Raw genomic sequence first — 22934 nt, 5'->3', positions numbered from 1 at the left:
TAAACTGTTAAAATGGTGCAGATTATATCTAAAAGAGGTAAATAGAATGTTTAAAAGATTAAGAAGATTAAGAATTAATGAAAATTTAAGAGCACTAGTGCAAGAAACAAACCTAAGCCCAAATGATTTTATATATCCACTATTTGTAGTTGAAGGAAATGGTATTAAAACTGAAGTTGCATCTATGCCAGGTGTTTTTCAAATGAGTATTGATGAGATTTTAAAAGAGTGTGAATATATTCAAAGTATAGGTTTAAATTCAATTATTTTATTTGGTATTCCAGATGTTAAAGACTCTGTAGGAAGTGAATGTTTGTGTGATGAAAGTATAATAGCAAGAACAATAAGAGCTGTAAAAGAGAAGTTCCCTACTATGTTTGTATCTACTGATTTGTGTTTTTGTGAATATACAGACCATGGACATTGTGGAATACTTGACCCAAAAACTCAAACAGTTGATAATGATAAAACATTAGAAATATCTGCCCAACAAGCTCTTGTTCATGCACGTGCTGGTGCTGATATGATAGCTCCTAGTGGAATGATGGATGGTATTATTGAAACTTTAAGAACTGCTTTAGATGAAAATGGATTTACTGATTTACCCATCATGGCATATTCTACTAAATTTGCAAGTGCTTATTATGGTCCATTTAGAGATGTTGCTGATTCAACTCCATCTTTTGGTGATAGAAGATCTTATCAAATGAATCCAGCAAATAGAAGAGAAGCTATTGAAGAATCAATTCAAGATGAAAATCAAGGTGCAGATATACTTATGGTAAAACCAGCATTAGCATATTTGGATATTGTAAGAGATATTAGAAATAGTTCAAATCTACCATTAGCAGTTTATAATGTAAGTGGAGAATATGCCTTACTTAAAAATGCAGGAATTGCTGGGTTAATTGATTATGAAAGAACTATGATGGAAACTTTAGTGTCTTTTAAAAGAGCGGGTGCTGATATTATTATTTCATATCATGCAAAAGAAGCTTGTGAGCTTTTAAATAGAAAATAAAATGAGCCAAACTTATCAAGAGGCAATTGAAAATTCAAATATAGTATCAAAAACTGATATTAATGGAATAATAACTTTTGTCAATGATGAGTTTTGCAAAATTTCTGGATATAAATATGAAGAATTAATTGGTTCAAATCATAATATTGTAAGACATCCCGATATCCCAAAGAGTAACTTTACTCTACTTTGGGATACTATTTTAAATAAAAAACCATACAAAGCTACAGTTAAAAATCTCACAAAAGATGGGAAAACTGTTTATTTAAATACTACGATTACTCCTATTTTAGATGAAAATGATAAAATAAAAGAGTTTATTGCTATAAGATATGATGTAACAGAAGAAGTTGAATTAAAAAAAAGATTAGAAAAAAAAGAAATAGAGTTAGAAGAATTAAATAAAGATTTAGAAAATAGAGTTTTTTATAAAACAAAAGAGTTAAAAGAATTAAATAAAACTTTGGAACATAGAGTAAAAGAAGAAATTATAAAGAATGAAGAGAAACAAAAACTTCTATTTCTACAATCAAGAATGGCAAGTTTAGGTCAAATGTTAGGAAATATTGCTCACCAATGGAGACAACCTTTAACTGAGCTTAATCTTACACTTTTTAATATGAAAAAGTTCTTTAATACAAATGAAAAAGAGAAACTAGATGAGCTTTATATTGAGAGCAAAAATTTGATATCTAGTATGTCTTCTACAATAGATGATTTTTCAAACTTTTTTAATCCACAAAAAGATAAAAAAAGTTTTGAGATAAAAAAAGCAGTTGATGAAGCTATTTTAATTTTAAAGAAAGTTATAAAAGATATAAACTTAAATATAGATGTACCATTAAATTATCAAGTTCTAGGTGTATTAAATGAACTTACTCAAGTGATTATTAATCTAATTCAAAACTCAAAAGATGCCTTTATACTTAACCATACAGATAAAAAAATCATACAAATAAAGTTAAGTGAAGAAAAATTTTTAGGCAAAAAATATGCAAAGCTAGAAATAATAGATAATGCAGGTGGAATTAGTAAAGATAACTTAGATAAAATATTTGACCCTTATTTTACAACAAAACATAAAAGTCAAGGTACAGGATTGGGATTGTTTATGTCAAAAATGATTATTGAAAAAAGTTTAGAAGGTGAGCTAATTCATAAAAACTTTGAAAATGGTTCTAATTTTACAATTTTTATCCCCTTAAATAATTAGGAAGAATATGAAAGATAAGTTATTAAAATATTTAAAAATACTAATAGTTGAAGATGAAAAAAGATTAGCTCAACTTTTAAAAGATGCTATAAATGATTATTTTTTCTCTGTAATTATTGCTAAAGATGGTAAAGAAGGTTTAAAAAAGTTTAAATCATTTAAGCCTGATATTATAATAACTGATATTATGATGCCACTTTGTGATGGTTTGGAAATGACACAAAAAATAAAAGAGTTTGATGAATCAATTCCTATTATTGTATTAAGTGCTCATTCTGATAAAGACAAGTTATTAAAAGCTATTGATATAGGAATAAATAAATATTTTATTAAACCTTTTGATCCAGAAGAACTTATCGAGCATATTAGGAAAATAGCACCTAAGATAAATAAACAAAAAAGAGTACGATTAAAAGAGAATTTTACCTTTGATAATAATACTATGACTTTGTATGAAAATGGAAAAATTGTAAATATTACAAAGCGAGAAAAGGATTTTCTATATTTATTAATCAAGAATCAAAATACTATTGTAAGTCCTGAAGAAATCAAATCTACACTTTGGAGTGATGAAGTAAGTGATGAGAGACTTAGAACTTTTATAAAAAGATTAAGATTAAAAATGTCTAAAGATATTATTGAAAATGTCTTAGGTCAAGGATATTTAATTTCTCCATTGAATAGTTAAACTATTTTGTATAAGTTCTTCTTTATTTATATCTCTTTGTTTTTGAATATTTCCAATATTTGAACTAGTTTGTAAAAAATTTTGTAAATAGTATGTATTTTGATATCCCAAATTAGTAAGTATATTTATCATATTGTTTAGATCATTTTCATCTAACAAGCTTGAATTAACTGTAGTTCTAAGTTCAAAAGTGAAATTAATAGTTATTAAATATTTTATTATATTAATAAACTTAGTGTATGCATTTATGCCTGTTATTGTTTTGTATTTATATTTTGGTGCTTTAAAATCAATTGCCATATAATCTATAAGTTTTTCTTTTGTGAGTTTTTCTATTAATGTAAAATTTGTGCCATTTGTATCTAATTTTATTTTAAATCCTAATTCTTTTATTTTTTTGCAAAAATCACTTAAATCATAAAGTGTAGCTTCTCCTCCTGATAAAACAACAGCATCAAGCATCCCTACTCTATTTTTCAAAAAAGTTAAAATATCATTTAAAGTGTAATTACCATTTTTAGAAAATACAATATCATCATTATAACAATACTGACATCTCATATTACACCCTTTAAACCAGATTACACAAGATAAATATCCTGTGTAATCTGTAGTTGTAAATTTTGTAAAATCATAAACAATTTTTTGATTCAACAAATTTGAGTCTTTCTTTATGTTCACCTTTTTTACCTATATTAAAGCTTTCAACTGGTCTATGATAACCCATAACTCTAGTATAAACTATACATTTTGTTCTTTTTTCACTATTTTTTTTAAGCAATTCTTGATAATTCATCTTTAATCTCCTGTTTTAAAATTTCTTCATCACATTTTGGACAAAATTCATGTTCTCCACTTATATAACCATGTTTTTCACAAATAGAGAATAAGGGAGTAACTGTTATATACGGAAGCCTAAAGTTTGTAAGTACATTTTTTACAAATTTTCTACAAGCTTCAACAGATGAAATTTTTTCATTCATGTATAAGTGTAAAACTGTTCCACCTGTATATTTACATTGAAGGTCATCTTGTAGAGTTAATGCTTCAAAAGGGTCATCAGTATAATTTGCTGGAAGTTGAGAAGAGTTTGTATAGTAGATATTTTTATCAAATCCAGCTTGAATGATATCTTTAAATCTTTTTTTATCTTCTTTTGCAAATCTATAAGTTGTACCCTCAGCTGGTGTTGCTTCAAGATTATATAGATTACCAGTCTCTTCTTGATATTGAATCATTTTATCTCTCATAAAATCTAATATTTGGATACAAAAATCATTTCCAATATCTGAAGACATATCAACTTTATTAGAAAAATAGTTTTTTAACATTTCATTCATACCATTTACACCAATAGTTGAAAAGTGATTATTAAATCCTTTTAGATACCTTTTTGTATATGGGAAAAGACCCCTTTCATACATATCTTGAATAAAAACTCTTTTTTTCTCTAATGTAGATTTTGCTAAGTCCATTAACTCTTCTAGTTTTTTAAGTAGACTATTTATATCTCCTTTATACAAGTATCCCAGCCTAGCCATATTGATAGTAACGACACCAATACTTCCTGTCATTTCAGCACTTCCAAATAAACCACCTCCTCTTTTAAGAAGTTCTCTTAAGTCAAGTTGTAATCTACAACACATACTTCTAACATGACCTGGTTTATAAGCTTTTTCATTTGGAATTAAATTTCCATTTTCATCTTTGACATATTGGCTACCCACAAAGTTTTGAAAATATGAACTTCCAATCTTTGCTGTATTTTCAAATAATAAATCTGTATTTTCACCATACCAATCAAAATCTTCAGTGATATTAACTGTAGGAATAGGAAAAGTAAAAGGTTGACCTGTTTTATCCCCTTCTGTCATTATTTCATAATAGGCTTTATTTATAAGATTCATCTCATTTTGAAAATCTTTGTAGGTTAACTCTTCAAATGAGGTATAACCTTTAATTCTTAGTTTTTTTAAAAGAATTTCATCTTCAAAGTCTTTAAAAAGATGTTTCTGATTTCGTGTTGGAATTTGATCTTTTAAATCATTTGGAACAGTCCAATCAATAGTGACATTTGTAAAAGGGCTTTGTCCCCAACGCGCTGGAACATTTAGATTATAAATAAAACTTCGAATAGCTTTTTTTATCTCTTTATATTCTAAGTTATCTTTAAATACATAAGGAGCTAAATAAGTATCAAAGCTACTAAAAGCTTGAGCTCCTGCCCACTCACTTTGTAATATTCCTAAGAAATTTGCCATTTGTCCTAAAGCTTCTCTAAAATGATTTGGAGCAGTGCTTTCTACTCTTCCTCTAACCTGATTAAATCCTTCATCAAGTAAAATTCTTAAACTCCAACCTGCACAATATCCACTTAAACAATCCAAATCATGGATATGATAATCAGCATTTCTATGTGCATATCCCTCTTTTTTAGAGTATATTTTATCAAGCCAATAATTTGCAATTATTTTACCTGCACTATTATTTATAAGACCAGCATGTGAATATCCAGTATTAGAATTAGCATTTACTCTCCAATCACTTTTTAAAATATACTCTTCCACAGTTTGTGTTGAGTTTATAAAAGTTGTATCTTCACTTAATCCTAAAACATGCTCTCTTTGAAGTTTATGAGTATGTCTATATACCATAAATGACTTCATTACTTCATAATAATTAAAATTATAAAGTTCTTTTTCTATAATATCTTGAATATCTTCTACAAATAATTCTTCAATTAATCCTAATTTATTAACAACATTAAAAAATACTCTTTCATCATAATTTACTTGTACACTTTTAAATGCCTTTTTAATTGCATCTTTTATTTTATAAGATTGGTATTCCTCTTTTTCTTTATCCCTTTTGAATATATATTTATCCATTTTCTTCCCTTAAATCTAATAAGCAAAGTTTAAGTAATATTGTCTTAATTTGTCATTACTTAAAAAGTCACTAAAGTGTCATTTTAAGGTCTTTTCACAAGAAATTTATTTATATTTTTTAAGTAAACTATATTAATAATTAAGTTTAAAATAAAGCCAATTCTAATATAATATTTGCTTTTATAAAAACAAGGGATTAGAATGAGACATTTCTTAACAATTGCAGATTTTAGTAAAGAAGAATTATTAGAAATTCTAGAACTATCAAAGCAAATAAAAGCTGAAACAAAACAAAGAAATTTTAAAGAGTATTTACCTAAACAAGTACTTGGAATGATTTTTGAAAAAAGTTCAACAAGAACAAGAGTATCTTTTGAGACAGGTATTTATCAATTAGGTGGGATAGGACTATTCTTATCATCAAATGATATACAACTAGGACGAGGTGAACCAATGAGTGATACTTCACGAGTTATTTCAAGAATGGTTGATATGGTGATGATTAGAACCTTTGAACACTCAAAGCTTGAAGAGTTTACAAAATATTCAAAAGTACCTGTTATAAATGGACTAACTGATGATTTTCATCCAGTACAACTTATGGCTGATTATATGACAATTATGGAAGAAGGCAAAGATAAAGATTTGATTGCTGCATATGTTGGAGATGGAAATAATTTAGCCCATTCATGGCTTATGTTAGCATCAAAACTTGGATTTGAACTTAGAATTGCTACTCCTAAAGGTTATGAAGTTAAACAAGAGATTTTAAATAAAGCTTTAGAATTTGCAAAAGAATCAGGTGCAAAAATAATAATTGGAAATGATCCAATTGAAGCTATAAAAGATGCAACTGTTGTTACAACTGATACTTGGGTATCAATGGGACAAGAAGATGAAAAAGAAAAAAGAGTAAAAGATTTTGAAGGTTATATTGTAGATACAAAGCTTATGTCTTATGCAACTAATGATGCTATTTTCTTACACTGTTTACCTGCATATAGAGAATATGAAGTATCTGAAGAGGTATTTGAAGGACCTCAAAGTAAAGTATTTGAAGAAGCTGAAAATAGACTACATGCACAAAAAGGTGTTATGGTTTGGTTAGATGGAAAAAGAAATGATTGATTTTAAAAAATTCGAAAAATACTCAAAGCCAGGACCTAGATATACTTCATATCCAACAGCTCCTGAGTTTACAGAAGAATTTTCACAAGATGATTTAATAGATATTTTTTCAAAACAAGATTCATCAAGAAATCTTTCATTGTATCTTCATCTTCCATTTTGTAGAAGTGCCTGTTATTTCTGTGGATGTAATGTTATTTTCACATCTAAAGAAGATAAAAAAGTAAGATATTTAAAGTACTTGCAAAAAGAGTTAAAACTACTAGAAAAGAAGTTAGATACCTCAAGATTAGTGACTCAAATGCACTTTGGTGGAGGAACACCAACATATTTTTCTCCTGAACAATTAGATGAAGTTTTTACTATGATAAAAAGAAGTTTTCCAAACTTTAGTAGTGATGCTGAAATCTCATGTGAAGTGGATCCAAGATATTTTACAAAAGAGCACATGGATGTTCTTAAAAAAGGTGGCTGTAATAGACTTAGTTTTGGAGTTCAAGATTTAGATGAAGAAGTTCAAAAAACAATTCATAGAATCCAACCATATGAAACAACTCAAAATGTTGTGAATATAGCTAGGGAAGCTGGAATCAAATCTATAAATATAGATTTGATTTATGGTTTACCACATCAAAATAGAGAAACATTTAATGAAACACTTCGTAAAATAGTAAAACTTGATGCAGATAGATTTGCAGTATTTAATTATGCACATGTTCCTTGGCTTATGAAGACTATGAGGAAGTTTGATGAAACTACTTTTGCTCCACCTAGTGAAAAACTACTTATTTTAAAAGATACTATTGATTTTTTTACTAGTAATGGTTATAAAATGGTAGGTATGGATCATTTTGCAAAAGAAAATGATGAACTTTTTAAAGCAATTGAAAAAGGGGAATTACATCGAAATTTTCAAGGTTACACTACTAAAGGTGGAGCTGATTTAATAGGTATTGGTGTTACATCAATTGGTGATGGGGTTGATTATTATGCACAAAATTATAAAGATTTAAAACAGTATGAAGAGGCTTTAGATAATGGTAAACTACCTACATTTAAAGGTTATAAATTAAGTGCAGATGACCAACTAAGACAATTCGTAATTATGGAACTTATGAGTAATTTCTCTTTAAATATTAAAAGAGTTGAAGAGAAGTTCCATATTGATTTTTTTGAATACTTCAAAGAAGATGTGGATGCTTTAGATGAGTTTATTGAAGCTGAACTAATGACATTAGATAAAGAGTTTATAAAAGTAAATCCAACAGGTGCAATGCTAATAAGAAATATTTGTATGCCTTTTGATGCTTATTTGAAAAAAATTCCTGAAAATAAAAGAAGGTTTAGTAAAACTATATAATGAAAGAAATTAATAAATTTGATTATACAAGCATTAGCGATGATTGTGTTAAATGTGGAAAATGTAAACCTGTATGTACAATATTTAATATAAATCAAGATGAAGCAACAAGTCCAAGAGGATTTATTGATTTATTAGGTGCATATGAGAGAGATGAATTAGAGTTAGATAAAACAGCAAAAGATATATTCGAAAGCTGTTTTTTATGTACAAACTGTGTTGAAGTTTGTCCAAATGACTTACCAACAGATATGATTATTGAGCAAGTTCGTTCTGATATTGCAAAAAAATATGGAATAGCTTGGTATAAAAGAGCTTTTTTCTTTTTGTTAAGACATAGAAAGATTATGGACTTTATGTCTAAACTTGGATGGATGTTTCAAACATGTGCTATAAAAATAGAAGAAAAAAGTAGTTCAGCTGTTCCTAGATTTTCTTTACCAATTGTAAAAAAAGATAGAGCCTTACCTTATGCAGATAAAAGAACATTTTTAAATAAATATCCGGAAAATATACCTGCAAATGTTGTAAATAAAGATACTAATATCAAAAATAGAGTTGCTATTTTTATTGGTTGTATGGGAAATTATAGTTATACAAATATTGGTGATAGTTTAGTTGATATTTTAAAAAAATTAGAAATAGATATTTTTATTCCTAAAAAACAATTATGCTGTGGTGCACCTGCATATTTTACAGGTGATTTTGATACTGTTGATTATTTAGTTAAAAAAAATATAGAGTATTTTGAAACATGGATTGATGATGTTGATGCCATAATTATTCCTGAAGCTACCTGTAGTGCTATGATTAATCAAGATTGGGAACACTATTTACATAATCAACCCCAGTGGAAAGCAAGAGCTGTAAAACTATCTAAAAAAGTGTTTATGGCTACAAAATGGCTTGAGAATAATACAAAATTAAAAGAAGTACTAGCAAACTCTGGTAAAAAAATTGATGATGTGGTAACTTATCATGATCCCTGTCATGCTAAAAAGATGCAAAATGTTTGGAAAGAGCCAAGAGATTTATTAAAACAAAATTATATTTTAACAGAAATGAGTGATTCAAATAGATGTTGTGGTTTTGGAGGAGTTACTATGCAAACTGAAAAATATGACTTCGCAAAAGCAGCAGGTGCACCAAAAGCTGCAATGATAAAAGAGACTAAAGCTCAAGTTGTAAGTGCAGAATGTAGTGCCTGTAGAATGCAAATTACAAATTCTTTGTATCAAGCAGATGTTGATGTTGTATTTAAAAATCCAATTGAATTGATAGCTGAGGCATTAGATTAATGGAGTTTTGGCAAAATATTTATTCTCAGTTTAACCCAATAGCATTTCATTTAGGTCCTGTTTCAGTTCATTGGTATGGGATTATGTATGCGCTTGCATTATTAAGTGCAATTTATGTTGCTAAATGGTTTATAAACTATGACAAAATAAATATCAAACAAGAGATTTTCGATTCATATATTTGGTGGGCAGAGATCGGAGTAATTTTGGGTGCAAGAATAGGATATGTCTTATTTTATGATACACATACTAAATATTATTTAACTCATCCATGGCAAATATTTAATCCTTTTGTTGATGGAACATATGTTGGAATTTCAGGAATGAGTTATCATGGAGCTTTTATTGGTTTTTTAATTGCTTCTCTTCTTTTTTGTAAAAAAAATAAAATCTCTTTTTGGTTTATAACTGATATTGCAGTTCTAGGAATTAGTTTTGGATATATATTTGGTAGATTTGGAAACTTCTTTAATCAAGAGCTTGTAGGAAGAGTTACAGACTTACCTTGGGGAATATATGTCGATGGTGTTTTAAGACATCCTTCTCAAATATATGAAGCATTCCTTGAAGGTTTGGTTATCTTTTTAATATTAGTGTATTTTAGAAATAGGAAAAAATTTGATGGACAATTAGCTATTATTTATGCATTGTGTTATTCAACTGCTAGAATAACTGCTGAGTTTTTTAGACAACCAGATGTTCAATTAGGATTTTTATATGGTGGATGGCTTACAATGGGTATGCTACAATCATTTTGTATATTAATTGTAGCAGTTTTAATTTTATTTATTATGAAAAAGAAATTATCATAATTTTTAGATTATTTAAGATTTAAATGCTGATATTTTGTAGTTAATTAGAAACTTCTTTATTCTTTTAATCTAGTCAGTTGGTGAAACCATGTTCTATAGCTAATTCATCAATTTTATTCTTTAATAAATCTAATCGCCAACCATGTCTATCAGCGAAGTTTTCTATTTCTGCTTCTCTTTGTTCAGGATCACAAAACACAAATATTCTTTTTAAGAATGGTTTTGGAACTTGTATTGCTATTAGTTGAAAATAATTCTCTTTACAACTTCTTGAACAAAATGCTTTGCTCATAGCAATCTTTTTTTTACAGAACGGACAGTGTGACATTAATTACCTTTCGGGATTATTTTATAATATTTTGCATTTGTAATATCTTGTAGATATTTAGGTTCAACTTCATGTAAAGCAATAATTTCTACTACTTTTTTATCAAAGAGCCAACCTTTTTGAGTGTCTTCAAGAATATGATTTTCAAACATCTCGACTAATTCATCTTTTGTCAAAATTAGTTCTTCCATTTAGGCACCCTTTATTATTTAGAATCTCTTCATACCTGTTTCGTCAATTACATATCCCTTATTAGAATGATTTCTAATTATTTCATAATAAGTTTTTTGTCTTATTTTGTTTACAATATTCCTCATTGTATAAATAGACATATTTTTACCTTTCCATACAATTTCTTTTATTGTATCATAATCAGTAATTTCTCCTCTTCTTGTAATAAGGAGTTTTAAAAAGCCTTTTTCAAGTCTTGTGAAATCAATTGCTGCTCCACCAGATTTAAAGAACTGATCTCTATATTCATCAAAATAAATTCCATTTTGGAATTCAACTTTGTCACCTCTTTTTGTCTGATTTAAGCACATTATAATTGCTAGTTTTAAATCTTGTAATCGCAAGGGTTTAGAAATAAATGTGTATGAATTACAATTTACAGCTGTAACTATATCTTCACTATTATCCTCACTAGAAATTATTATTTTAGGAAGAGTTTGTGCAATTTCAGCTAATTCAAAACAAAAATCTTTGAAAATCATACCATCACATTGAGTATCTATAATTACAAGGTCATAAGTACTTTGGCTTGACAAGATTAATGCATCTTTATTATTTGAGACAAAACTAACTTCTTTAAAATAATTATCTAAATCTTGCTCTAAAGACTTTTTAACATTTAAATCACTACTTACAACTAATAATTTTGCATTATTTAGTTTTCTAATATTTTTTAATGTTTTAATCATTCATTACTCTTTAATTGATTTATTTAGTTTTATTATAGCTAAATTTATTTTTCTTGTCAAAAGAAAATTATTTTTTAATAAAAAACTTTTTTATTTTACTTTAAATCACCCCAGCTATTACCTATAGCCACAGATACTTTTAAAGGTATCTCTAGTGTAAATATATTTTCCATTATTTTTTTCAAATCATTCGTTATTTCATCCAAATTTTCATTTTTAACTTCAAAAATAAGTTCATCATGAATTTGTAAAATCATTTTTAAATTTTCATTATTTTTATATTTTTCAAAGATTTTTATCATAGATAATTTTATCAAATCTGCTGCACTTCCTTGAAATTTTGTATTAACTGCTTCTCTTAAATAACCTATTCTTTGCATTGTATTTGCTGTGTTAAAATCAAATATTCTTCTTCTTTTGATTAAAGTTTCAACATATCCATTTTCTAAAGCAAAATCTTCAATTGATTTCATATATTCTTTTACATTTGTAAAGGCTTCAAAATAAGAATCAATATAAACTTTAGCCTCTTTGGGAGTTATTTTAAGGGTATCTGCTAGTTTTTTACTTCCCATTCCATAAAGTAATCCAAAATTAATTGTTTTTGCAATATTTCTTTTTTGCTTTGCTTCTTCTTCTCCAAATATTTTTACAGCTGTTTGACTATGAATATCTAAATCACTATTAAAAGCATCTACTAAGGCTTTATCTTTACTAAAGTGAGCCAATAATCTTAATTCTATTTGAGAATAATCAATACCTACAAGTTTATATCCATTTCTTGCAATAAAGGCTTTTCTTATCTCTCTACCTGCACTACTTTTTACTGGAATATTTTGTAAGTTTGGATTTTTTGAGCTAAGTCTTCCTGTTGCTGTTCCTGTTTGTAAAAAAGAAGTATAAATTTTATTTTCTTTATCTTTAGAAGCCAATTCTAAAAGGGGTTCTATATATGTAGATTGTAGTTTATAAGCTTCTCTATAATCTAATATTACTGAAATAATTTCATGTGAGTCTACTAATTTATTTAATACAACTTCATTTGTGCTATATCCAGTTTTCCCTTTTTTAGAAGCAGTTAATCCTAATGTTTCAAAAAGTATTACACCTAATTGTTTTGGAGAATTTATATTAAATTTAGTTCCAGCAAGTGCATGAATCTTTTTTGTAAGCTCTTGAATATATTCTTGATTTTGAATTTTAAGATTTTCTAAGATTTGCGTATCTATTTTCACACCATTATTTTGCATATTTATTAACACATCAATAAATTTAAACTCATAATCATCTGCTATTTTTAAAAGATGTTCACAATTTTGTTTTTTAAACTCTTCTAATAGTTTAAAGTATATTTTATATGTCATTAAAGCATCTTCCGCTGCATAATTACAAGCATTTGAAATATCAACAGTAGAAAAGTCATCACCTTTTTTAACTACATCTTTAAAGGCAATCATTGTATATTCAAAATAGTTTTTTGCTAAAGCATCAAGTCCTACTTTTGAACTACTATCTAATAACCAAGCTAAGATAATAGTATCAGCGAATAGTTTTAACTCAATATCAAAATTAAATTTTATAATGTCAAAATCATATTTAAAGTTTTGAACAATTAATTTAAACTTGTTTAATTTATTAATAGCATTTTTAGCATCAGATAGTGAAACTTGTTCTGGAACACCTAAGTATTTGTGAGCTATTGGGATATAGTATGCTTTATTATCTTCATAAGAAAAAGAAAAACCAACTATTTTGGCTATTTTTGTATCTAAACTAGTCGTTTCTGTATCAAAAGCTACAATTGAATCTTTAGGAATAGCATTTATTACTTCTTCTAGTTTTTCTTTTGTATCTAATAATATAAAATCATAATTTATTTTTTCTTTTACTTTTGGAAGTTCTGTTTTATAGTTAAGACCATTTTGATGAACTCTTTCTACTATTTTATTTAAATCATATTTTAGTAAAGTATCCTGGATTATCAAGATTGGGTTCTCTTTTGGTAATTCAAATTCATCTAAAATATCTATGCAATGACAATCTTTTTTTAAAGTTACCAATTCTTTTGAAATAAACGCCATCTCTTTATTTTCTAAAAGAAGTGTTTTCCATCTAGGCTTTGGTACACTTTCAATATTCTCATAAATATTTTCTAAAGTTCCAAACTCTTTTATTAAAGCTTCTGCTGTTTTAGCACCTACTCCTTTTACTCCTGGAACATTATCTGCACTATCGCCTAAAAGTGATTGGTAATCCGTAAATTGTTTAGGATGAACACCATATTTTTCATAACATTTTCCCTCATTTATTATCACTTTTTTTATAGGGTCAAATAAATAAACTGTATCATCATCAATCAATTGGTATAAATCTTTATCATGACTTACAATTCTAACTTCAAGGTTTTTTTCTCTTGCATCATGAGCAATTGAGGCAATAATATCATCGGCTTCAAAGCCACTTTTAATTGCCGTTTTAAATCCCATCTGTTCTATCCAAGAGATTGCGATGGGAAGTTGTTTTAATAAGTCTTCTGGTACATCTGGTCTATGAGATTTATATTGATCGTATATTTCATTTCTAAAAGTATTACCTTTTGAGTCAAGTGCAAAAACAATATAATCAGTTTGAAAATCTTTTCCAACATTTGATATAAAATTCATAAATCCTGTTAATAATCCTGTTGGAAAGCCATCTTTTGATTTTAAAGGTGGTAGTGCGTAAAAACTTCTAAATAAAAAGCCAAATGTATCTATTACAGTTATCGTTTTTTTTGCACTTAAATTATCATTATCCATTAAATTTTCCCTAGTTTTAAAGTTTTTATATTATAATGAAAAGATATAAAAATAAGTTTATTTAGGTTTTTAATGGGTTCAGATTTAGAAAAATTGAAAAATACAAACTATGAATTAAAAGAAATAATTAATAACTCATGGGATGGAATTGCTATTATTGATTTTAAGAGTAAATTCTTGTATGTAAATGATGCTCTAAGTCCAATACTTGGATATACAAGTTTAGAATTACTATCTTTAAATTTTGTTGATTTAGTTAATGAATCATACAAAATCTCGTTTTTACAACTTTTAAAAAATAATATGATAAATTCATATGATACAGATATGAATCTTGTTTGTACAAGAAAAGATAAGAAACCAATTTATCTTAAAGTGACTGTTTCTCTTATGTTAAATAAAAAGCTTTTTGTTTTAAATACTAAAGATATTACAAAACAAATCTCAGATGACCAAATTTTAAATGAATATGTTATCTCAAGTCATACAGATAAGTTTGGTTTTATTACTGAAGTCTCTGATGCTTTTTGTAAATTAACAGGTTATTCAAAAAGTGAACTATTAGGAAGATCACATGCAGTTATTCAACATGAAGACTCTCCTAAAGAACTTTTTGAAGATTTGTGGAGTAGTATAAAAAGTGGCAAAGAATGGACAGGGAAAATCAAAAATGTAAAAAAGAATAATGACATTTTTTGGGTAGACCTTAAAATAAAACCAATTTATAATAAATATGGTGATATTACTGGATTTACAGCTCTTATGTTTGATATTACTCATACTTTAGAACAATCTGAAAAACTATTAGTTCAAGATAATAAGCTAAATATTATGACAGATACTATTAGAACTATTTCTCATGAATGGAGACAACCACTTAATACAATTTCTATTATTGCTCAGAAACTGTCTCTTGACATAGATGATAATGGACCTTTTTATGAAGGCTTAAAAAAAATAAATGAAAGTGTAAAAACTTTATCAAATACAATAGAAGAGTTTAAATCCCTAATAGAGTTTGAGGGACAAAAAGAGGTAGTAGAATTAAAAAAATTGTTTGAAACTTTAATCAAACCATATAAAAGGGTCGTTAACTTCGAAATAATATGTGATGAAACTTTAATACTAGAAACCTATCAAGATAGATTAGTAACTGTATTTAATAATCTTGTTCAAAATTCTATTGAAGCAATGCAAAAAAATATGATGGAAGATAATAAAAGGATATTTATAGAAGTTAAAAAAATAAACGATTTTGTTGCATTATCCTTTCACGATAATGCAGGTGGAATCCCTAAACATAATATTTCCAAAATATTCGAACCATATTTTTCAACAAAAGATGAGAAACATGGTGTAGGATTAGGATTATACATTGTTAAAAGTATTATCGAAATGCATTTAAAAGGTACAATAGAAGTTAACTCAGTCTCAAATGAAACAACTATTAAAATAAAATTGCCTATAATAATTTAAAGGAAACAAAATATGATAATAATACCTGCAAGATTAAATTCTAGTAGATTTCAAAATAAAATCTTAGTTGATATACTTGGTTTACCTATGGTTATAAGAACTGCAAAACAAGTAAGTAGTTTAGATGATGTAACAATCGCTACAGATTCTGAGGATGTAATAAGATTAGCAAAAGAACATGGAATAAATGCTATTATCACTTCAAATGAACATCAAAGTGGAACGGATAGGATAAATGAAGCAGCCAAAAAACTCAATTTAAAAGAAGATGATATCGTTATTAATGTTCAAGCTGATGAACCTTTTATAGAAGTTGATGTGATAAAAGCTGTTATTAGTAGAGTAAAAGAAGTTAGAGACAATAAAGAAGATATTATGATTGTATCTTGCCATAAAAAGATATCTTCACAATTAGCAGATGATCCAAATCATGTAAAAGTATTATTAAATGACAAGGGAAATGCCACATATTTTTCTAGAAGCAAAATTCCATACTACCGAGACCACTATGAGAATGCCACATATAATGGACATTTGGGAATTTATGGTTTTACTGTCAAAAGTTTAGATGAGTTTTGTAAACTTCCTGCAGCACAAACTGAAAGCATAGAAAAACTTGAACAATTAAGAGCAATTTATCATGAAAAGAAAATTGCGATGGTTGAAGTAGAGTCTAAATCCTTTGGTATTGATACAGAAGAAGATTTAAAAAATGCACTTAATATTTTTGCAAAATAAATTAATCTCAAACAAAATTTTAATATAAAATAGAAGGTATTATGAATAAAGATTTTTTTAAACAACTAAATATACTTTATGTGGAAGACCAAGAAGAAATAAGAAATTTCACTTCTAATATTTTAAATAGTATTATTGGTAAATTGTTTGTCTGCAACGATGGAGAAGAAGGTCTTGAATCATTTAAAAATAATCCTGATATAGATTTAATTATTGCTGATATTAATATGCCTAAAATGAATGGGTTAGAGATGATAAAAAGAATTAATGAAATTAATTCAAATATACCTAGTATCGTAACAACAGCACATACTGATTCTAGTTTTTATAAAAAATCTATTGAATTAGGTATTAGTTCATATTGTTTAAAACCTTTAGACTTATATGAATTAATAAAAAATATTACAAAATGTTTAGAACACAAGTTTTTAAAAAATATTATATATACTAGTAACAATAAATTTGATGACTCTATTCTTGAGTTACTAAATAAACAAGATAGTTTGGTAGCTATTATAGAAGATGGGGAAATAGTTGCACAGAATGATATATTTTCAAAAAACTTCAAAGTATTTGATATAAATTTAGAAAAAATATTATTAGACAAAGAACAATTTTCTACGAAAGAAGAGTTGAAAACTACTCCTTGGTATGAGTTTATATCTAATTTAGATAATGAAAATGTCTTAATAAAGATAAAAGTAGTTGATGTTACAAGAACTTTTAAATTAAATGTTACAAAAATAGAAAAGGAAAAGATATATTTTCTAGTCTCTTTATTTGATATTACAAATTTAAATGAAAAATCAAATCTATTCGAATATAAATATAACCATGACTTAATAACAGGCTTATACAATCTAAATAAATTTCACAAGATTTTTTCAATTGAATCAAAAAGAGTTAGAAGATATAGAAAAGATTTATCTTTAATAAAACTAAGCGTAAAAAATATAGATGAAAAAATTATCTCTTATGAAGACTTTTTAAATGATATTAGTGAATTAATTAAAAATAATATTAGAGAACATGATATTTGTTTTAAAGCTGAAAAATCACATTTTATAGTTTTACTTCCAGAAACTGATTTAGATGGTGCATTAAATGTATCTTATAAACTTGAAAATATTTTAAATACAATGCTTATGAATAAAAAACTTTCTCAACACAGTTTTTTTGGAGTCGTTGAATTGAAAAATGATGATAATGAAGATCTTATTTTACAAAGATTAAGTTCTGCTTTAAACAAAGCACTAGAAAATGAAGAAGAGAGAATTTTTTACTTCTAAAAAGTAAAACTTTCTCCTAGGTAGTGTTCTCTTACGCTTACATCATTTCTAATCTCATCACTATTTCCAGAAGCTAATAATGTCCCACTTTTCATAACATATGCCCTATCACATATTTGAAGGGTTTCTCTTACATTATGATCTGTTATTAATACGCCTATACCTCTAAGTGTCAATTGATTGATAATCTCTTGAATATCTTTAACCGCAATTGGATCAACCCCTGCAAAAGGTTCATCAAGCAATAAAAAAACTGGTTTTGATACTAAAGCTCTTGCTATTTCTGTTCTTCTTCTTTCCCCTCCTGATAAAGAAATTCCTTTTCTTTGTCTAATAGGTTCAATATTAAAAACTTCAAGTAACTCTTCTACTCTTTTAAATTGTTCTGCCTTATCATTTGTAACAATTTGTGCTGCAAGCATTAAATTATCTTCTACACTTAAGTCTTTAAAAATAGATGACTCTTGTGGTAAATAGCCAATTCCTCTCAATGCCCTTTTATGCAAAGGTAGATTTGTAATATCTGTTTCATCAAGAAAAACTTTACCTGAACTTGGTTTTACAAGTCCACAAACTGTATAAAAAGTTGTAGTTTTCCCTGCTCCATTTGGTCCTAGTAAACCAACTATTTCTCCAGATTTAACTTCAAGTGAAATACCATGTAAAATTTGAGTTTTTTTAATGTTTTTGGTTATGTTTTCTATTCTTAATTTATGCATTAATTATATATCGCCTTTTATTTTCTAATTTTTCAATATCTATTTTAATAGTATGGAAGCCATAAGAGTTAAGAAGTTCATTTAATCTATCATCCCCCCACTCTACAAAATGAATACCTTCTTTTTCAAACTCTTCTAATAAGCCTAAAGATATAAACTCTTCTAAACTCTTATTATAAACATCATAATGGTAAATATTTTCCCCATAAATTGTTTGAATTGAAAAAGTTGGTGATGTAACTAAATCATCGATTTTCAAAAACTTTACATAGTTTTTAACTAAAGTAGTCTTACCACTTGCTAAATCACCTCTTAATAAAATAATTGACTCTTTTTTATCAATTATTTTATCTAATTTATTAATGATTTTAATTAAATCATTTTCTTCTAAAACTAATTCTATTTTTTCCAAAATTATCCTATTTCATACTTTTAGAAAAATTAATGATTTGATCAAGTTTTTCTTTTGCTTTTCCAGAACTAATAGCCTCTCTTGCTATTTCAGTACCTTCTTTTATATCTTTTGCTTTATTATCAATAAATAGTGCTGCGCCAGCATTAAGTAATACAATATCAAGTTTTGCGCCAGTTACTTTGCCTTCTAAGATATCTCTTGAGATTTGAGCATTTTCTTTTGCATCACCACCTAAAATATCATCTTTTGAATACATACCTAAGCCAAAATCTCTAGGATCTATTATAAAATCACTTGTTCTTTGATCAATTAATGTAGTTGCATAAGTAACATCACTAATTGAAATTTCATCCATTCCATCTTTAGAACTGACCACCATAGCTCTTCTTGTATCTAAAAGACTTAGAGCTGTAATCATTCTATGGATATATTCATCACTAAAAACACCAATTAATTGTTTTGACACTGTTGCAGGATTACTTAAAGGTCCTAAAATATTAAAAATAGTTCTATGTGGTATTGATTTTCGTATAGGCATAATATTTTTCATAGAAGGATGATGATTTTGGGCAAACATAAATACAAAACCAGTATTTTCAAGCATTTTTACTTGATTATCAATATTTAAATTTAGATTTATACCAAGCTTTTCTAGCATATCAGCACTTCCTGACTTACTTGTAATACTTCTATTCCCATGCTTTGCTACTTTTGAACCACAAGCAACCAAAAGTAATGAAACTGTTGTTGAGATATTAAAACTATTTGATTTATCTCCACCTGTTCCACAATTGTCAATTAACTCATCTTTTAAAGAATAATCAACTGGTAAAGCAATAAGATGATCTCTCATTGCATCAGCTGCTGCTGCTATTTGTTCAGCGGTTTCTCCATCTTCATATAATTTGATTAAATATTCTCTAACTTCTTCCACTGGAAGTCTATTTTCAAATATATCATCAAATTTTAGTTTGTCTTTACTAAACATCATCTTTTCCTTTTAGTTTTTCTATATATTCTGTTTGTTTTGATTTTGGAGTTGATTTTGTTTGTGGAATTTGTAGTACTTTATACTCTTCTATATACTCTAAGTATTTAATTTCAATTAAATCCCCAACCTTAACTTCTTTTGCTTTTTTGACTGGCATACCATTTATATGAACTACTTTATGCTCCAGCATATCTTCAGCAACTGCTCTTCTTTTTGTTATATTAACTGCGTTTAAAAATTTATCTATTCTCATAAACAAGATTATAGCTAAGATAAGATAAAATAACTCCTTAAAATTACTATGATATAGGATATAAAAATGAGTAAAAAAGAAGTAAAAAAAGTAGTATTAGCCTATAGTGGTGGACTTGATACATCTACAATACTAAAATGGCTTCAAGATGAATATAATGCTGAAGTTATTACATTCACAGCTGATTTAGGTCAAGGTGAAGAAGTTGAACCAGCTAGAATTAAAGCTTTAGCTTGTGGAATTAAACCTGAAAATATATTTATACTAGATATCAAAGAAGAGTTTGTAAAAGATTATGTATTTCCTATGTTTAGAGCAAATGCAATTTATGAAGGTGAATATTTATTAGGTACTTCAATTGCAAGACCTTTAATTGCAAAAAAACAAATTGAAATTGCACATAAAATGGGTGCAGATGCTGTTTCTCATGGGGCAACAGGAAAAGGAAATGACCAAGTAAGATTTGAATTAGGTTATCTAGGACTTGATTCTGAGATTACTGTTATTGCACCTTGGAGAGAATGGGATTTAAATTCTAGAGAAAAATTATTAGCTTATGCTAAAAAAAATGGAATTGAAATAGACAAAAAACATCTTGATAAAGATGGAAACCCAGCTATTAGCCCATATTCTATGGATGCAAATCTTTTACATATTTCATATGAAGGTTTACATTTAGAAAATCCAAATAATGAACCAGAAGAATCAATGTGGTTATGGACAACTTCTCCTGAAAAAGCTCCTGATGAAGCTGAATACATTACTATTGGGTATAAAAATGGTGATCCAATATCAATCAATGGGGAAGAATTATCTCCTGCAACATTACTTAAAAAATTAAATGATTATGGTAATAAACATGGAATTGGAAGAGTTGATATTGTAGAAAATAGATATGTAGGTATGAAAGCAAGAGGATGTTATGAAACTCCAGGTGGAACAATTATGTTAAAAGCTCATAGAGCTATTGAATCTATATGTTTAGATAGAGAAGCTGCTCATTTAAAAGATGAAATGATGCCTAAATATGCAAAACTAATTTATCAAGGATATTGGTTTTCTCCAGAGAGAGAAATGCTTCAAGCTGCAATTGATGCAACTCAAGTAAATGTTGAAGGTACTGTAAGATTAAAACTTTACAAAGGTAATGTTATGGTTGTAGGAAGAGAATCTGTTAACTCTTTATATTCAGAAGCTCACTCTACATTTGAAGAAGACGAAGTATATAATCAAAAAGATGCAGAAGGTTTTATTAGACTTAATGCTCTTAGATTTATCATCGCAGGTCAAAAGAAAAAAAATAATTAACTAAGGTGGTTAAAAAATAACCACCTCTCCCCTTCCCAAATATATATTCTGTGCTATCATCTATATTATTAATTATATAAAAATTATTATATAACTCAAGATTATGATTTTCTATTAAATAGTTTAATTCTAGATCATTTGTAACTAAAATGCTACTATCTTATAATAAAATTATATATTAAGGATATTAAATGAACTATTTAAGCGATTTGATCACTATAATGAGTATAAACTCTTATACAAAAAATAAAGATGGTGTTGATAAAGTTGGCAAACACATGTCAAGATGGCTGGAAGATTTAAACTTTCAAAAAAATAGTTACTCTCGTGAATTAATAGGTGATCACTTACTTTTTTTATCAAAGAAAAGAAATGGCACAAAAATTCTACTTTTAGGACATAATGATACCGTATTCCCTCCTGATACTTTTGAATCTGTTACAGAAGATGAAGATTGGATTTATGGGCCTGGTGCTTGTGATATGAAAGGTGGGAATATTGTTGCTTTACAAGCTCTTAGAAATATTTTTATTACAAATAAAGAAATTCATAATATAGATTTTTTACTTGTATCAGATGAAGAGTCTGGAAGTGATGATTCTAAATTTGTAACTTCATATATTGCAAAAAATTATGATATATGTTTTGTTTTTGAAGCAGCTGGTGAAAATATGGAAGTTGTTACTCAAAGAAAAGGAGTAGGAACTTTTACAATATTAATTGAAGGAAAGGCTGCACATGCAGGGAATAGTTATGATAAAGGAATAGATGCAAATTTAGAAGCTAGTTTTAAATTACAAGATTTAGTTAAATTGACAAACCTTGATTTAGAAACTACTGTAAATGTTGGAAAGATTAATGGTGGAATTGGAGCAAATACAATATCCCCTAAATGTGAAATTACTTTAGAAATAAGATACACCTCAAATGATGAAAAACAAAGAGTTTTAAAGGGTATAGACAAAATAGTAGATAAATCTTATATAAATGGGACTATATCTACAGTAGCAGGTTCAATCCAAAGAGATGTTATGCAAGAAAATCCTAATCAATTAGATTTAATTACTCAAATAGAAAAAATTACCAATAGTAAAATATTAACTGAAAAAAGAGGTGGTGTAAGTGATGCAAATATTGTTGCCTCCTGTGGAGTTACAACCTTAGATGGATTTGGTCCATTTGGAGATGGTGATCACACAGTAAAAGAAAGAGCCTTGAAAAGTAGTTTTCAAGCTAGAATTGATTTAATGACTAAAATTTTAGCTCATTTTCAAAATAATGATTAAAAGGA

General features: G+C 27.3%; 23 protein-coding genes. 12 read left to right on the top strand and 11 right to left on the bottom strand.

All coding sequences use genetic code 11. The features are described 5' to 3' along the window. The first annotated feature begins 46 nt into the window (after positions 1 to 46). Genes hemB through CRU95_RS00720 form a run of 3 tightly spaced genes read left to right on the top strand, consistent with a single transcriptional unit; the run spans position 47 to position 2922 of the window. Positions 47 to 1021 carry a porphobilinogen synthase gene (gene hemB, locus CRU95_RS00730; protein WP_129099239.1) on the top strand — a complete coding sequence of 325 codons (975 nt, stop codon included), beginning with the start codon at positions 47 to 49 and terminating at the stop codon, positions 1019 to 1021. Between the two features lies 1 nt (position 1022). Then, entirely contained in the window at positions 1023 to 2234 is a 1212-nt protein-coding gene (locus CRU95_RS00725) for a PAS domain-containing sensor histidine kinase (protein ID WP_129099238.1), read from the top strand. A 7-nt stretch (positions 2235 to 2241) separates the two neighbouring features. Then, positions 2242 to 2922 carry a response regulator transcription factor gene (locus tag CRU95_RS00720; protein WP_129099237.1) on the top strand — a complete coding sequence of 227 codons (681 nt, stop codon included), beginning with the start codon at positions 2242 to 2244 and terminating at the stop codon, positions 2920 to 2922. Here the strand turns inward: CRU95_RS00720 and CRU95_RS00715 are convergent. The 3 genes from CRU95_RS00715 to CRU95_RS00705 are packed head-to-tail and all read right to left on the bottom strand — an operon-like array spanning position 2899 to position 5810. Continuing rightward, positions 2899 to 3576, bottom strand: a complete 678-nt coding sequence (locus CRU95_RS00715) for an anaerobic ribonucleoside-triphosphate reductase activating protein (protein WP_129099236.1) — start codon at positions 3574 to 3576, stop codon at positions 2899 to 2901. The two genes, CRU95_RS00720 and CRU95_RS00715, sit on opposite strands and share 24 nt — an antisense overlap. Continuing rightward, positions 3554 to 3718, bottom strand: coding sequence for an anaerobic ribonucleoside-triphosphate reductase (gene nrdD / locus CRU95_RS00710; RefSeq protein ID WP_129099235.1), 165 nt, complete (start codon positions 3716 to 3718; stop codon positions 3554 to 3556). The genes CRU95_RS00715 and nrdD overlap by 23 nt, the downstream gene beginning before the upstream one ends. Beyond that, positions 3696 to 5810 (bottom strand): ribonucleoside triphosphate reductase, encoded by a 2115-nt coding sequence (locus CRU95_RS00705; protein WP_129099234.1) that lies wholly within the window; start codon positions 5808 to 5810, stop codon positions 3696 to 3698. The genes nrdD and CRU95_RS00705 overlap by 23 nt, the downstream gene beginning before the upstream one ends. Before the next feature lie 201 nt (positions 5811 to 6011). Between CRU95_RS00705 and argF the strand changes: the two genes are divergently transcribed. Genes argF through lgt form a run of 4 tightly spaced genes read left to right on the top strand, consistent with a single transcriptional unit; the run spans position 6012 to position 10408 of the window. After that, complete coding sequence (gene argF, locus CRU95_RS00700; protein WP_129099233.1) at positions 6012 to 6938, top strand: ornithine carbamoyltransferase; 927 nt, start codon at positions 6012 to 6014, stop codon at positions 6936 to 6938. Next, on the top strand, positions 6931 to 8298 hold the full coding sequence (gene hemN, locus CRU95_RS00695; RefSeq protein ID WP_129099424.1) for an oxygen-independent coproporphyrinogen III oxidase: 1368 nt from the start codon (positions 6931 to 6933) through the stop codon (positions 8296 to 8298). The genes argF and hemN overlap by 8 nt, the downstream gene beginning before the upstream one ends. Then, positions 8298 to 9596 carry a (Fe-S)-binding protein gene (locus tag CRU95_RS00690; RefSeq protein WP_129099232.1) on the top strand — a complete coding sequence of 433 codons (1299 nt, stop codon included), beginning with the start codon at positions 8298 to 8300 and terminating at the stop codon, positions 9594 to 9596. Before hemN ends, CRU95_RS00690 begins: the two co-directional genes overlap by 1 nt. After that, on the top strand, positions 9596 to 10408 hold the full coding sequence (gene lgt / locus CRU95_RS00685; protein ID WP_129099231.1) for a prolipoprotein diacylglyceryl transferase: 813 nt from the start codon (positions 9596 to 9598) through the stop codon (positions 10406 to 10408). Before CRU95_RS00690 ends, lgt begins: the two co-directional genes overlap by 1 nt. Positions 10409 to 10481: 73 nt before the next feature. Here lgt and CRU95_RS00680 read toward each other — a convergent pair whose 3' ends face one another. The 4 genes from CRU95_RS00680 to polA all read right to left on the bottom strand — a co-directional run bounded on the left by CRU95_RS00680 (position 10482) and on the right by polA (position 14454). Next, the gene (locus tag CRU95_RS00680; protein ID WP_129099230.1) at positions 10482 to 10736 is read right to left on the bottom strand and encodes a DUF2116 family Zn-ribbon domain-containing protein; all 255 of its coding nucleotides are present in this window, start codon (positions 10734 to 10736) and stop codon (positions 10482 to 10484) included. After that, on the bottom strand, positions 10736 to 10927 hold the full coding sequence (locus tag CRU95_RS00675; protein ID WP_129099229.1) for a hypothetical protein: 192 nt from the start codon (positions 10925 to 10927) through the stop codon (positions 10736 to 10738). Before CRU95_RS00675 ends, CRU95_RS00680 begins: the two co-directional genes overlap by 1 nt. A gap of 18 nt (positions 10928 to 10945) precedes the next feature. After that, a complete protein-coding gene (locus tag CRU95_RS00670) occupies positions 10946 to 11656 on the bottom strand; it encodes a response regulator transcription factor (RefSeq protein ID WP_129099228.1) in 711 nt (236 codons plus the stop codon). 95 nt (positions 11657 to 11751) lie between these two features. Next, complete coding sequence (gene polA / locus CRU95_RS00665) at positions 11752 to 14454, bottom strand: DNA polymerase I (protein ID WP_129099227.1); 2703 nt, start codon at positions 14452 to 14454, stop codon at positions 11752 to 11754. A 72-nt stretch (positions 14455 to 14526) separates the two neighbouring features. Between polA and CRU95_RS00660 the strand changes: the two genes are divergently transcribed. The 3 genes from CRU95_RS00660 to CRU95_RS00650 are packed head-to-tail and all read left to right on the top strand — an operon-like array spanning position 14527 to position 17957. Continuing rightward, a complete protein-coding gene (locus CRU95_RS00660; protein WP_129099226.1) occupies positions 14527 to 15930 on the top strand; it encodes a PAS domain S-box protein in 1404 nt (467 codons plus the stop codon). 12 nt (positions 15931 to 15942) lie between these two features. Continuing rightward, positions 15943 to 16668, top strand: coding sequence for a 3-deoxy-manno-octulosonate cytidylyltransferase (kdsB, locus tag CRU95_RS00655; protein WP_129099225.1), 726 nt, complete (start codon positions 15943 to 15945; stop codon positions 16666 to 16668). A gap of 41 nt (positions 16669 to 16709) precedes the next feature. Then, on the top strand, positions 16710 to 17957 hold the full coding sequence (locus CRU95_RS00650; protein WP_129099224.1) for a response regulator: 1248 nt from the start codon (positions 16710 to 16712) through the stop codon (positions 17955 to 17957). On the opposite strand, the gene lptB is transcribed toward CRU95_RS00650, so the two are convergent. The 4 genes from lptB to CRU95_RS00630 are packed head-to-tail and all read right to left on the bottom strand — an operon-like array spanning position 17954 to position 20335. Beyond that, positions 17954 to 18676: an LPS export ABC transporter ATP-binding protein gene (lptB, locus tag CRU95_RS00645; protein ID WP_129099223.1), complete on the bottom strand. Its 723-nt coding sequence runs from the start codon at positions 18674 to 18676 to the stop codon at positions 17954 to 17956. The two genes, CRU95_RS00650 and lptB, sit on opposite strands and share 4 nt — an antisense overlap. Continuing rightward, the gene (gene tsaE / locus CRU95_RS00640) at positions 18669 to 19088 is read right to left on the bottom strand and encodes a tRNA (adenosine(37)-N6)-threonylcarbamoyltransferase complex ATPase subunit type 1 TsaE (RefSeq protein ID WP_258238577.1); all 420 of its coding nucleotides are present in this window, start codon (positions 19086 to 19088) and stop codon (positions 18669 to 18671) included. The genes lptB and tsaE overlap by 8 nt, the downstream gene beginning before the upstream one ends. A gap of 7 nt (positions 19089 to 19095) precedes the next feature. Beyond that, positions 19096 to 20079, bottom strand: a complete 984-nt coding sequence (trpD, locus tag CRU95_RS00635) for an anthranilate phosphoribosyltransferase (protein WP_129099221.1) — start codon at positions 20077 to 20079, stop codon at positions 19096 to 19098. Next, the gene (locus CRU95_RS00630; RefSeq protein ID WP_129099220.1) at positions 20072 to 20335 is read right to left on the bottom strand and encodes an RNA-binding S4 domain-containing protein; all 264 of its coding nucleotides are present in this window, start codon (positions 20333 to 20335) and stop codon (positions 20072 to 20074) included. Before CRU95_RS00630 ends, trpD begins: the two co-directional genes overlap by 8 nt. A gap of 66 nt (positions 20336 to 20401) precedes the next feature. Between CRU95_RS00630 and CRU95_RS00625 the strand changes: the two genes are divergently transcribed. Then, positions 20402 to 21643, top strand: a complete 1242-nt coding sequence (locus CRU95_RS00625; RefSeq protein ID WP_129099219.1) for an argininosuccinate synthase — start codon at positions 20402 to 20404, stop codon at positions 21641 to 21643. 191 nt (positions 21644 to 21834) lie between these two features. Then, positions 21835 to 22929 carry a M20 family metallopeptidase gene (locus CRU95_RS00620; RefSeq protein ID WP_129099218.1) on the top strand — a complete coding sequence of 365 codons (1095 nt, stop codon included), beginning with the start codon at positions 21835 to 21837 and terminating at the stop codon, positions 22927 to 22929. The last annotated feature ends 5 nt before the right edge of the window (positions 22930 to 22934 follow it).

This window comes from Arcobacter sp. F2176, from assembly GCF_004116465.1.
Taxonomy (GTDB): Bacteria; Campylobacterota; Campylobacteria; order Campylobacterales; family Arcobacteraceae; genus Arcobacter; species Arcobacter siniprincipis.
The sequence above is the reverse complement of the archived record's forward strand: the minus strand, read 5'-3'. Positions and strand labels throughout refer to the sequence as shown.

Excerpts from the sequence above, each read along its gene's own strand:
- hemB (WP_129099239.1), top strand. The coding sequence starts at position 47 with ATGTTTAAAAGATTAAGAAGATTAAGAATTAATGAAAATTTAAGAGCA.
- CRU95_RS00725 (WP_129099238.1), top strand. The coding sequence starts at position 1,023 with ATGAGCCAAACTTATCAAGAGGCAATTGAAAATTCAAATATAGTATCA.
- CRU95_RS00720 (WP_129099237.1), top strand. The coding sequence starts at position 2,242 with ATGAAAGATAAGTTATTAAAATATTTAAAAATACTAATAGTTGAAGAT.
- nrdD (WP_129099235.1), bottom strand. The coding sequence starts at position 3,718 with ATGAATTATCAAGAATTGCTTAAAAAAAATAGTGAAAAAAGAACAAAA.
- CRU95_RS00705 (WP_129099234.1), bottom strand. The coding sequence starts at position 5,810 with ATGGATAAATATATATTCAAAAGGGATAAAGAAAAAGAGGAATACCAA.
- argF (WP_129099233.1), top strand. The coding sequence starts at position 6,012 with ATGAGACATTTCTTAACAATTGCAGATTTTAGTAAAGAAGAATTATTA.
- hemN (WP_129099424.1), top strand. The coding sequence starts at position 6,931 with ATGATTGATTTTAAAAAATTCGAAAAATACTCAAAGCCAGGACCTAGA.
- CRU95_RS00690 (WP_129099232.1), top strand. The coding sequence starts at position 8,298 with ATGAAAGAAATTAATAAATTTGATTATACAAGCATTAGCGATGATTGT.
- lgt (WP_129099231.1), top strand. The coding sequence starts at position 9,596 with ATGGAGTTTTGGCAAAATATTTATTCTCAGTTTAACCCAATAGCATTT.
- CRU95_RS00680 (WP_129099230.1), bottom strand. The coding sequence starts at position 10,736 with ATGTCACACTGTCCGTTCTGTAAAAAAAAGATTGCTATGAGCAAAGCA.
- CRU95_RS00675 (WP_129099229.1), bottom strand. The coding sequence starts at position 10,927 with ATGGAAGAACTAATTTTGACAAAAGATGAATTAGTCGAGATGTTTGAA.
- CRU95_RS00670 (WP_129099228.1), bottom strand. The coding sequence starts at position 11,656 with ATGATTAAAACATTAAAAAATATTAGAAAACTAAATAATGCAAAATTA.
- polA (WP_129099227.1), bottom strand. The coding sequence starts at position 14,454 with ATGGATAATGATAATTTAAGTGCAAAAAAAACGATAACTGTAATAGAT.
- CRU95_RS00660 (WP_129099226.1), top strand. The coding sequence starts at position 14,527 with ATGGGTTCAGATTTAGAAAAATTGAAAAATACAAACTATGAATTAAAA.
- kdsB (WP_129099225.1), top strand. The coding sequence starts at position 15,943 with ATGATAATAATACCTGCAAGATTAAATTCTAGTAGATTTCAAAATAAA.
- CRU95_RS00650 (WP_129099224.1), top strand. The coding sequence starts at position 16,710 with ATGAATAAAGATTTTTTTAAACAACTAAATATACTTTATGTGGAAGAC.
- lptB (WP_129099223.1), bottom strand. The coding sequence starts at position 18,676 with ATGCATAAATTAAGAATAGAAAACATAACCAAAAACATTAAAAAAACT.
- trpD (WP_129099221.1), bottom strand. The coding sequence starts at position 20,079 with ATGTTTAGTAAAGACAAACTAAAATTTGATGATATATTTGAAAATAGA.
- CRU95_RS00630 (WP_129099220.1), bottom strand. The coding sequence starts at position 20,335 with ATGAGAATAGATAAATTTTTAAACGCAGTTAATATAACAAAAAGAAGA.
- CRU95_RS00625 (WP_129099219.1), top strand. The coding sequence starts at position 20,402 with ATGAGTAAAAAAGAAGTAAAAAAAGTAGTATTAGCCTATAGTGGTGGA.
- CRU95_RS00620 (WP_129099218.1), top strand. The coding sequence starts at position 21,835 with ATGAACTATTTAAGCGATTTGATCACTATAATGAGTATAAACTCTTAT.